Annotated in this window: 1 protein-coding gene; it reads left to right on the forward strand. The window is 66.3% G+C overall.

What is annotated here, in order from left to right:
• The first annotated feature begins 112 nt into the window (after positions 1-112).
• Positions 113-11524, forward strand: a complete 11412-nt coding sequence (locus ACPGXI_RS09530) for an SDR family NAD(P)-dependent oxidoreductase (RefSeq protein ID WP_526652161.1) — start codon at positions 113-115, stop codon at positions 11522-11524.
• Positions 11525-11761 lie beyond the last annotated feature (237 nt).

The following is an 11761-nucleotide window of genomic DNA, read 5'->3' on the forward strand; positions in this document are numbered from 1 at the left end:
TCGCCTCGGCCCAGTGTCCATGCCCAGCGACTCCGCAGCGCACGCGCAAAGTCAAACGTGCAATAGTGGCCGTCGACGCTTGATCCTAGCGCCGGGGGGGAGTACAGCAAACATGGAATCCATCAAAGGTCCGAGCGAACCGGCCCCTCGTTTCGCCATCATCGGCTACGCAGCGCGTTTTCCAGGCGCCCCGGACGCCGAAGAGTTCTGGAACCTCCTGCGCGAGGGTCGCGATGCGATCTCCGAGGTGCCCGCGGACCGCTGGGATGTCGAGGAATTCTTCGACCCCGAGCCAGGTGCGCCCGGCAAGGTCGTGACCCGGCGTGCGGGTTTCGTCGAGGACGTGACCGGGTTCGACGCACCGTTCTTCGGCATGTCGACCCGCGAGGTCAGGTTGATGGATCCCCAGCATCGGCTGCTGCTGGAGACTGCGTGGCGCGCGGTGGAGCATTCGGGCACCGCGCCGTCGGCTTTGGCCGGCACCAATACCGGTGTTTTCGTGGGATTGGCCACCCACGACTACCTGGGCATGGCCTCCGGTGAGCTGACCTACCCGGAGATCGAGGCCTACATGGCCATCGGGACGTCCAATGCCGCGGCGGCCGGGCGGATCAGCTACCGGCTGGGGCTGCAAGGCCCCGCGGTCGCCGTCGATACAGCGTGCAGCTCGTCGCTGGTGGCAATCCACCAAGCCTGCCAGGCCCTGCAGCTGGGTGAATGCGACCTTGCGCTGGCCGGGGGTGCGAACGTCCTACTCACGCCGGCGACGATGATCACCTTCTCCAGCGCGCAGATGCTCGCGCCCGATGGCCGGTGCAAGACATTCGATGCGGCCGCGGACGGCTACGTGCGTGGGGAGGGTTGCGGCGTCATCGTCGTCAAGCGGCTTGAGGACGCGCTGCGCGACGGCGACCGGATTCGGGCCGTGATCCGCGGCAGCGCGATCAACCAGGATGGCGCGTCGGGCGGCTTGACGGTACCCAACGGCGTCGCCCAGCAACGGGTTATCGCCGATGCGCTCAACCGTGCCCATCTCGAGCCCAGCGATGTCGGTTATTTGGAGGCACACGGCACCGGCACATCCCTGGGCGATCCGATCGAGGCCCAGGCGGCGGGTGCGGCGTTCGGCGAAGGCCGCGAAGTCAGTCAGCCACTGTTGATCGGCTCGGCGAAGACGAACATCGGCCACCTGGAAGCAGCCGCTGGGATCGCCGGTGTCATCAAGGTCATTCTCTCGCTGGAACACGAGACCCTGCCCAAGCATCTGCACTTCGAAACCCCATCACCCCACATTCCCTGGGATCGGCTTGCAGTCGAGGTGGTGCAGGAAACCATCCCCTGGGAGCGCGGCGCACGGCCCCGCATCGCCGGAGTCAGCTCGTTTGGGTTCGCCGGGACCAATGCGCACGTCATTCTTGAAGAGGCGCCAGTGGCGCCCGAGCAAGCGGCGCAGCGCACCGCCGCATCGCTTCCCGCCGGGGCGGCTCAGCAGCCCGATGTCGCCGCCGGGGCGGCTCAGCGCTTCAGCGTTCTTCCGCTGTCGGCGCGGACCCCCGCCGCCCTGGTCCAACTCGCCGATCAATACCGCACTTGGTTGAGCGCGCACCCGGAAGCCTCCCTGGCGGATGCGTGCTTCACCGCCGGGACGGGCCGAGCACACCTGGAGCACCGGGCAGCGCTGGTCGTCAACTCACGAGAATCGGCCATCGAACTGCTGGGTGCGCTCGCGGACGACCGGCCGGTGCCAGGGCTGGTTCGCGGGGAGTCCTACGCACCGCCGAAGACGGCCTGGCTGTTCACCGGTCAAGGCAGCCAGTACCCCGGCATGGCCCGGGAGTTGTTCGACACCGAGCCGGTATTCGCCGAGACCGTGAACCGTTGCGCGGCTGCGGTCGCGGACATTCTCGAAAAGCCCTTGCTCGAAGTAATTTTCGATACGGATAGCCCGGACGGCTCGGAAGCTCTGCAGCAGACCTCCTACGCGCAGCCCGCGCTGTTCGCGGTGGAGATGGGCCTGGCTCGCCTCTGGCAGTCGTGGGGCCTGGAGCCCGACGTGGTGCTCGGCCACAGCGTCGGCCAGTACACAGCGGCCTGCGTCGCCGGGGTGTTCAGCCTTGAAGACGGCGCGCTGCTGATGGCCGAACGCGGTCGGCTCTTCGGCAGTCTGCCTGCCGGCGGCCGCATGGTCGCCGTGTTCACGGCCGCAGATCGTGTCGAGAGCCTCACCGATCAGTTCCCGAGTCTGTCGGTCGCTGCCTACAACGGCGCCAACACCGTATTGTCCGGCCCCGCAAAGGATCTAGAGGCGGCCGTGGCGATATTCGCCGCCGATGGTGTGCGCTGCGACTGGCTGAACACCAGCCACGCGTTCCATTCGGCGCTTCTCGACCCGATCCTTGACGAATTCGAGTCATACGCAGATCGATTCGACTTCAGCACGCCGCAGCGGATTTTGATCGACAACCGCACCGGCGCCGCGCTGGGCAGGAGCGCGAAACTCGATGGCGCGTATTGGCGCCGCCACGCGCGCCAGCCGGTGGAATTCGCCAAGAGCGTGCGCACCCTTGCCGAGCTGAAATGCGCTTTGCTGCTTGAGATCGGCCCGCGACCGGTACTCACCGCAGCCGCCCTGGGGGCCTGGCCCGACCGGGGCACCGCGCCGCGGGTCATCGCTTCCCTGCGCCGAACCTCCGCCGACCACCGGCAGATCACCGAAGCCGTTGCCGACGCATATGTCTTGGGCCATCTGCCCGAGTTCGCCACCTTCCGTCAGCCGCACGCGCAGAAGCTCGATCTGCCCACTTATCCGTTCGAGCACCGCCAGTACTCGTTTCGGGACAACCAAGATCCTGATCGCCAGAAAGCACCGCAGCACCTTGCCGCGCGCACCAAGGCCGTCCGTCTTCTAGAGGACGGCCGGATCGAGGAACTCGCGGCCCTGCTCGACGGCGCAGAGACCGATCGTCAGACCCTTGATGTGCTGACAAAGCTTGCCGAACAACACAACCAGCAACGGTCAACCCAGTCCATCGCAGAAGACCGGTATGACATCCACTGGGAGAAAACCACTGCTCCGCTCGCCGGCCCGAAGGTCGGCGAGGGATTCACCTGGATTCTCATCGCAGATGACACCGATGCAATACAGCCGCTGGTCGACGTGCTCAACGCAGGCGGCCAACGGCACCGGACCTTGGGTCTGCCGGTGTCCGACGCAGACGAGGAACAGCTCGCAGATGCGTTGCGGACGGCGGCAGCAGACGACTCAGGTCCTGACAACGGGCTGGGCAACAACTTACGGATCGTCCACGTGGCAGCCCTCGAATCCGACGGTGGGCCGTCGATGCGGTCGCTGCTGCGGATGCAGCATCGAATCTTGAGCGGTACCCGCCGACTCTTCCGCGCTGCGGTTGCCGCCGGACTGCGCAGTCCTATCTGGGTGGTGACTCGTGGCGCGCAGCGAGTCACCGATGCGGACACCGTTTCACCGGATCAGAGTTGCCTGTGGGGGTTCGGTCGCGCCGCTGCGCTGGAGCTTCCGCACGTGTGGGGCGGCCTGGCCGATTTGCCGGCGGGCGGGAACGTCACCGGGGCGAGCGAAGCGACGGGAAATGTCACCGGGGCGAGCGAATGGTCTCGACTCGTCGACGTGATCGCCACCCCGCGCGACAAGGCCAGTGGGGAGGACCAGTTCGCGCTGCGCGATCAGGCCGCCTATGTCCCCCGGCTCGTTCGGCGGGTGGACGAGCCGAGCGGCGAGCCGCTGCAACTGCGCTCGACCGCAACGTATTTGGTTACCGGCGGGCTGGGATCGATAGGTTTGGAAATCGCCGGGTATCTGGCCGCGCACGGTGCCGGTCATCTGGTGCTGACCAGTCGCCGCGCTCCCAGCGATGCTGCGCAACAGCGCATCGATGCACTGCGCGCACAGCACGGCTGCGAAGTCCGGGTTGTCACTGCCGACGTCGCCGATGCGCACGACGTCGCACGCCTGTTGGCAGGAATTCGGGCCGAGTTGCCGCCATTGGCCGGCATCGTCCATGCGGCGGGCGAGATCGGCACCACACCCCTCAGCGATCTGGATGACGCGGAAGTAGACCGCGTGTTTGCTGGAAAGGTCTGGGGCGCTTGGCATTTGAGCGATGCAGCCGCTGACCTTGATCTGGATTTCTTCCTCAACACCTCGTCCATCGCGTCGGTGTGGGGCGGGTTCGGTCAAACCGCCTACAGCGCAGCGAACGCATTCCTCGACGGTCTGGCCTGGCGTCTACGCGAGCAGGGAATCTCGGGGCTCAGCGTTAATTTCGGCCCCTGGTCGACGGGTATGGCCGACGCGGAATCGCGTGCACGCCTGGATCGGCGCGGGATCCGCACGTTGTCTCCTGCCGACGCACTGGCCGGTCTCGCCGATGTCGTTGCCGCCTCGAGTGCACAGGGTCCGGCACAGGGCGTTGTCGCCCGGGTCGATTGGGCCCGATTCCTACCGCTATACCAGCAAGCGGGTACGCGGGCATTCCTGGCCGAGTTGGCGGCAGAGGTGCCCGCCCAGTCGATGGCATCGGCACCACCTGCGACTCTTTCCGGTAAGACCGAACTGGTCGAGCGACTCACCAACGCTCCAGTGCAGCAACGTAAGAAGCTTCTGACCGACTACCTGCGCAACGCGGTGGCGGAAGTGACGCGCGTGGATGCTGCGGAGATCCGGGAAGACGCAGGATTCTTCGACCTCGGCATGGACTCACTGATGGCTGTCGAACTGCGTCAACGCATCGAACAGGGGGTAGCCAAGGAGATTCCCGCCACCCTGGCGATGGATCACCCCCGACTGTCAGACGTGGCCGACTACCTGTTGGGTGAGGTGCTCGGGCTCAGCGAGGCACCCGCCGCGTCAGGGTCCAGGACGGCGCCGGTGGTGGCGGCACGCACCGACGAGCCGATCGCGATCGTCGCGGTGTCGTGCCGTTTCCCCGGCGCACCCGATCCGGAAGCGTTCTGGGAGGTGCTGGCCGACGGTGTCGACGCGATCCGGGAAGTCCCCGAGGACCGGTTCGACATCGACGAATTCTACGATCCAGATCCAGAGGCTGCGGGCAAGACTTACACCCGCTTCGGCGGTTTCCTCGAAGAAATCGATGGCTTCGATCCCGAGTTCTTCGGCATCTCGCCTCGCGAGGCTGTCTGGATCGAGCCACAGCAGCGGCTGATGCTCGAGACTGTGTGGGAGGGGCTCGAAAGGGCTGGATACGCACCCTCGGCCTTACGCGGCAGCCGAACCGGCATCTTCGTAGGAGTCGCGGCCAACGAGTACGCCCATCTGCTGTCCTCCGAGTCGATCGACAAGATCGAGCCCTACTTCATCACCGGCAATGCGCTCAACGCCATTTCCGGTCGGGTCGCCTTCGCCCTGGGACTCGAAGGACCGGCAGTGGCGGTGGACACCGCCTGCAGTTCGGCTTTGGTGGCTGTCCATCAGGCCTGTCAGGCATTGCACTCCGGTGACTGTGACGTGGCGTTGGCCGGCGGAGTGAACGTCCTGCTGAGCCCGGTGACCGTGGTCGCCGCCTCACGCGCCAGGATGCTCTCCCCCGTGGGCCGGTGCAAGACCTTCGATGCCTCCGCCGACGGATACGTGCGCAGCGAGGGCTGCGGGATTCTCGTGCTCAAGAGGCTGAGCGACGCCGAACGCGACGGCGATCGGGTCTGTGCCGTCATTTCGGGCAGTGCGGTGAACCAGGACGGCGCGTCCAGCGGTTTGACCGTCCCCAATGGCGGCGCGCAGCAACGACTTATCGGGGCGGCGCTGGCTCGCGCCGGCGTGGCGGGCGGGGATGTCGACTACCTCGAGGCGCATGGGACAGGCACCCCCCTGGGGGATCCGATCGAGGTCCAGGCGGCCGCAGCCGCTTACGGCGGGTCGCGGGACGCCGACCGGCCACTGCTGATGGGTTCGGTGAAGACCAACATCGGTCACACCGAGTCGGCTTCCGGGGCAGCCGGGCTGATCAAAGTCGTGTTGTCGCTACAGAACGGGCTACTGCCACAGAGCCTGCATTTCGAGAATCCCTCGCCCCACATCCCGTGGGACTCGCTGCCGGTGCGGGTTGTGGACAGCGCGATTCCGTGGCAGGCCGGCGACCGGCCCCGCCGCGCCGGGGTGAGTTCCTTCGGGTTTACCGGCACGAACGCCCATGTGCTGATCGAGGAGGCACCGCCGCAGACGCCGGTGAGCGCTCCCGCGGAGGGCATCGCACCGGTGAGCGCTCCTGCGGAGAGCATCGAAGGCGTTGCCGCCGAAGCCCCCTCGGGCTCGGAGGGCGGCGCCACTACAGAGTCCGTGCAGCCCGACACCCGGGAACTACCAGTTGAGGTGCTGGCGCTATCTGCGCGATCACCCGAGGCGCTGGTGGCGTTGGCGAAACGTTATGAGGCCTGGTTCGGCGCGCACCCGGACGCCAACCTCGCCGAGGTATGCCTCACCGCCGGTGCGGGCCGCTCGCATTTCGAATATCGGGCCGCGCTCGTCGTGGATTCGGTCGCGGATGCGCGCGAGGGCCTGGCCGGACTGGCCGAAAACCGCCTACGCCCCGGTGTCGTACGCGGCGAGCACACACACCGCCCGTCGACGGCGTGGTTGTTCACCGGGCAGGGCAGCCAGTACCCCGGGATGGCCGCTGAGTTGTTCGACACCGAGCCGGTTTTCGCCGAGACCGTGACGCGTTGTGCGGACGCGGTCGGCACCATCCTGGCGCGTCCGTTGCTGGAGGTGCTGTTCGCCGGCGCTCGCCAATCCGGTCGTGAGGCCGGACAGATGTTGCAGCACACGTCGTTTGCGCAGCCGGCGCTCTTCGCCGTTGAGATGGGCCTGGCCCGGCTGTGGCAGTCGTGGGGCATCGAGCCCGACGTGGTGCTGGGGCACAGCGTGGGCCAGTACGCGGCGGCATGTGTTGCGGGAGTGTTCAGCCTCGAGGACGGCGCTCAACTGATGGCCCAGCGCGGCCGGATGTTCGGCAGCCTGCCTGAAGGCGGCCGGATGGTGGCGGTATTCACTGACCCCAAGCAGGTTGAACAAGTTGCCGGCGACTTCCCTCGCGTGTCGGTCGCCGCCTACAACGGACCCAACACCGTGCTCTCAGGTCCTGGCGAGGATCTGGAGCCGATCGTCGAACGGTTCGGCGAGGACGGGATCCGATGCACCTGGCTGAAGACCAGCCACGCCTTCCACTCCGAACTGCTGGATCCGGTGCTCGATGAATTCGAGTCGTACGCCGCGCAGTTGCAGTTCGCCGCCCCGACATTGCCCTTGGTGTGCAACCGCACCGGCGCCGTGCTGACCGCGCAAACACCCATCGACGCGCCATACTGGCGGCGACACTCACGCCAACCGGTGCAATTCGCCGAGAGTATTCGCACCGTCGCGGCGCTGGGATGCTCGGTGTTGATGGAGATCGGTCCGCAACCCGTGCTGACCGGTGCTGCCGTGCAGGTCTGGCCGGAGCACTTGGCAGCACCGCGGGCGATCGTATCGCTGCGGAAAGGCGTTGAGGACCGCCGCCAGATCGCCGACGCGCTGGCAGCGGCCTACGTCGGCGGCCTTCAGCCGGATTTCGCTGCGCTGCCAGGCCGGCCCCCACACAGGGTCGAATTACCCACCTATCCGTTCCAGCACCGCCGGTTCTGGCCCAAGACTTCCAGCGTCGCCGGCTCCGAGATAAACAGCACCGGAGTATCCGGAATCCTCGGCAGTGCAAAGGATCTCGCTTCCGGCGATTCCGTCTTCACCAGCAGGTTGTCCGTCAAAACGCAGCCGTGGCTTTCTGATCACGTGATCTACGGCACTGTGGTTGTTCCCGGCGCAACCTATGCGGCGATGGCACTGGCCGCAGTGGGTCCGCCGGCGCACGTGAAAGACGTCTTCTTCTACGAGCCGATCATCCTGCCCGAGAAAAGCTCTCGCGAGGTGCAGCTGACATTGCATCCGTCAGAGGGTTCCGGCGAAAAGGACGGCCAGTGGAGTTTCCAGGTGCACAGCCGGCCATACGGTGACCGCGCCGCTGAATGGTCGTTGAACGCCGACGGCACCGTCGTGAGCGGCACCGGCGGCACCTCCGATGATCCGGCATCCGACACTGCGGGTCCGGTCGACGAAGCGATCGAGCGGTGTAACCGCATGCGTCCGCAGGAGTTGTTCGAGGTCTTCGCCGATATGGAGTTGGCGTGGGGGCCGACCTGGTCTGGCTCTCTGAAATCGTTGTGGCTCGGCGAAGGCGAGGCGGTCGGCGACATCCTCGTGGGCGAAGAACTCGCCGAACATCTCGGCAGCGAGCCGATGCATCCGGTTCTGATGGACCTGTGCACCGGAGTCGCCTTCCCGGCGTTCCCTGCGGTCCTCGCGGCCGAGCAGGGCGTCAACGATCTGTTCCTTCCACTGCGGTACGGACAGGTCACGGTTCGCGAGCGGATGCCTCGCCGCTTTTATTGCCGCGCGAGGTGGCACCAGAGCGAGCTCAACAGCGAAACTCAGGCCTTCGACCTCGATTTCATCGATCTGGACGGCCGCCCACTCGGGGGGATTCGTGAGTTCACGGTCAAACGGGCGCCCCGCGAGGCGTTGCTGCGCGGCCTCGGCGGCGATGCCACGCGGCTGCTCTACACCCTCGGCTGGCACGAGGTGCCACCGCCGGCGCCGAGCGGCGATGCCGGCGACGCCGCCTCAACGAACGGTACCTGGCTGATCGCCGGATTCGACGAACTGGCCGCCCAGGTGCCGGGCTGCATCCCATTCGACCGGCACACCGATCCAGAGCTTCTGGGACAGCTGTTGACGCAGTCTCAGGAGCGCGGCCTGCCAATCTCCGGTGTCGTCTGGCGCGCTACCGGCCCGAGTCCCGAGGAGTCGAGCGGCGAAGACTCGCGCGGCGGCCCGTCGGGGGCCGTTTCCGCCCGGATCGAGAGCGAGATCGACAACCTGCTCAGCGCGGTGCACACGGTGCAAAGCGGCGAACTGAAACTGCCTAACGGACTGTGGATCGTCACCGAGCGGGCGGTAGCGTGCGAGTCCGGCGAGCCGGTCGACCCGGCGCAGGCCGCGCTGTGGGGATTCGGTCGCACCACTATCAATGAGGAACCCGCGCTGCGGTGCAAGCTGGTCGACAGCGACGGATCTCCGGAGGCTCTGCACCTGCTGGTCGGCCTGTTGAGCACACCGACCGAGGAACCTGAGTTGGCTTTGCGGCAAGGAAGGCTGCTGGCCTCCCGATTGCTGCCGTGGGCGCGCAGCGGCCATCTCACGGTGCCGCGCGGAGGCGACTACGTCTTGGCGCCGACCGAACGCGGCGCGATCGACAACCTGCGTCTGACCGAGGCCGACGTGCCGCCACCGGACGAGGACTACGTGCAGGTCCGAGTGGAGGCCGCCGGCCTCAACTTCCGGGATGTGCTCAACGTCCTCGACCTCTACCCGGGCGACCCCGGCCCGATCGGCGGTGACTTCGCCGGCGTCGTCACACAGTTGGGTGCCGGCGTCACCGGACTCGAGATAGGCCAGCGTGTCTACGGCATGATGCAGGGCGCATTCTCCAGCCGGTTCAACGTGCCGGAACAATTGTTGGCACCGATCCCCGACGGAGTCAGCGCCGTCGAGGCAACCACGATCCCGGCTGCGGCCCTGACCGTCCGGCTCGCGTTCGACTGGGCACAGCTCAAACCCGGTGAGCGGGTCCTCATTCACGCCGCCAGTGGCGGTGTCGGCCTGGCAGCGATCCAGATGGCCCTCCAGTGCGGCGCCACGGTATTCGCCACCGCCAGCACCTACAAACGTGCGACTCTGCGCAAGATGGGCGTGCAGCACGTCTACGACTCGCGCACAACCGATTTTGCCGACCAAATCCTTGCCGATACCGGCGGCTCGGGTGTCGATGTGGTGCTCAACAGCCTGACCAATGAAGGCTTCCTGGAAGCGACTGTGCGGGCCACCGCCCAGAATGGCCGCTTCGCCGAGATCGCCAAACGCGACATCTGGACGCATGCGCAGATGGCGGAGGTTCGCCCCGACATCGCCTACGAGATCGTGGCGCTGGACGTGGTGACCCAGGCGGAACCCGAACGCATACGTCAGTTGCTGACCGAGGTATCGGAGGGACTGGCCGAGGGCGACTGGACCCCGCTGCCCGCCGAGGTCTATCCGATCACCGAGGCGAGGGCCGCTTTCCGCCGCATGCAGCAAGCCCGGCACATCGGCAAGGTCGTGGTGCAGCTGCCGAATCCGCTGCAGCCGCAGGCTGATCGGAGCTACCTGATCACCGGCGGTCTCGGTGCGATCGGCCTGCACGCCGCGTCGTATCTGGCCCAACTCGGCGCCGGTGACATCGTATTGACCAGCCGGCGCGCCCCCGAGGCCGGCGCACAACGGGTCATCGACGACATCACCGAGAACTACAAGTGCCGCATTCACGTCTTCACGGCCGATGTCGGCGACGAGTCCGAGGTCGCCGAGCTTCTCGATCGAATCCGCGCGGAGTTGCCGCCGCTGGCCGGGGTGATGCATTTGGCGGGCATACTCGACGACGCGCTGCTTGCCCAGCAGAGCCTGGAACGATTCCGAACGGTATTGGCGCCCAAGGCGTACGGCGCTTGCCACCTGGATCGTCTGACCAAGGACGACGATCTCGACTTCTTCATCGTGTCCTCCTCGGTGTCCAGCTTGTTCGGTTCACCCGGGCAGGCCAACTACGCGACTGCCAACGCTCTGCTCGACGGACTGGTCGCGCAGAGAAGGGCACACGGCCTGCCGGCCACCGGCGTCAACTTCGGCCCCTGGGCCCAGGGCGGCATGGCCTCCTCGGAGGCGGCGACTGCCAACATCAGTGCCCAAGGGCTGGTTCCGCTGGAACCTGCGGCTGCGCTGGGCGCCCTCGCCGAGGTGGTGGCCAACGGCACCGGTCAGGCAACCGTGATCAAGGCCAACTGGCAGCGCGCTGCCAAGGTGCTGGGCACGTCGCGCCCGCCGATCCTCGACCTCGTGTTGCCGAGCGCCGCCGGGGATGCCACCGGTGACAGTGAGTTGCTCAAGCAACTGCAGGAGATACCGGTGCCGCAGCGCGCCGGATTCGTGACGGAATTCCTGCAGCAAGAGGTGCAGAACTTCCTGCGACTTGCGCAACCTCCCGCGGCAACCAGTCGGTTCCTGGACCTGGGTACGGATTCTCTGATGGCAATTGAGCTTCGCAATCGCTTGCACAGTCAGTTCGGCGGCGCATTCACGATCAACGCGACCGCGGTATTCGACTATCCGACGATCGGGGGGCTGGCCGAGTACCTCGTGGATCAGCTACCCGATTCAGATGGCGCATCGCCGGATGCGGCATCGCCCGATGGCCCGTCCCCGGACGTGGCATCGCCCGATAGCCCGTCCCCGGACGTGGCATCGCCCGATGCCGTACAGCCCGATGCCGCATCCCCGGCTACCGCATCGCGTGATGCGCAGCCGGACGAGGCCGGACCCCTCACCTCACCCAAATCCGGGGACTGAACCGCCTACTTTTCAGATACGCGCGGCTCGCAGTGACCATCATCACAATTCGATAAACACCCAGTTCAGAGGCGTGAAAGTCGGCAATTTCACCCATCTCCCAACTACTGGGTTGGTCGAACGACGGAAATTGCGCGCAGTCGTCTTGTGTTGGCGTTTCCAGGCGGTATAGTTATTGACAGTTACTGGTGGGTAACTTGACAGTCAGTACCCAACCGCATGCTGCGTTCTCAACGA

It is taken from the genome of Mycobacterium sp., from assembly GCF_049608025.1.
Taxonomy (GTDB): domain Bacteria; phylum Actinomycetota; class Actinomycetes; order Mycobacteriales; family Mycobacteriaceae; genus Mycobacterium.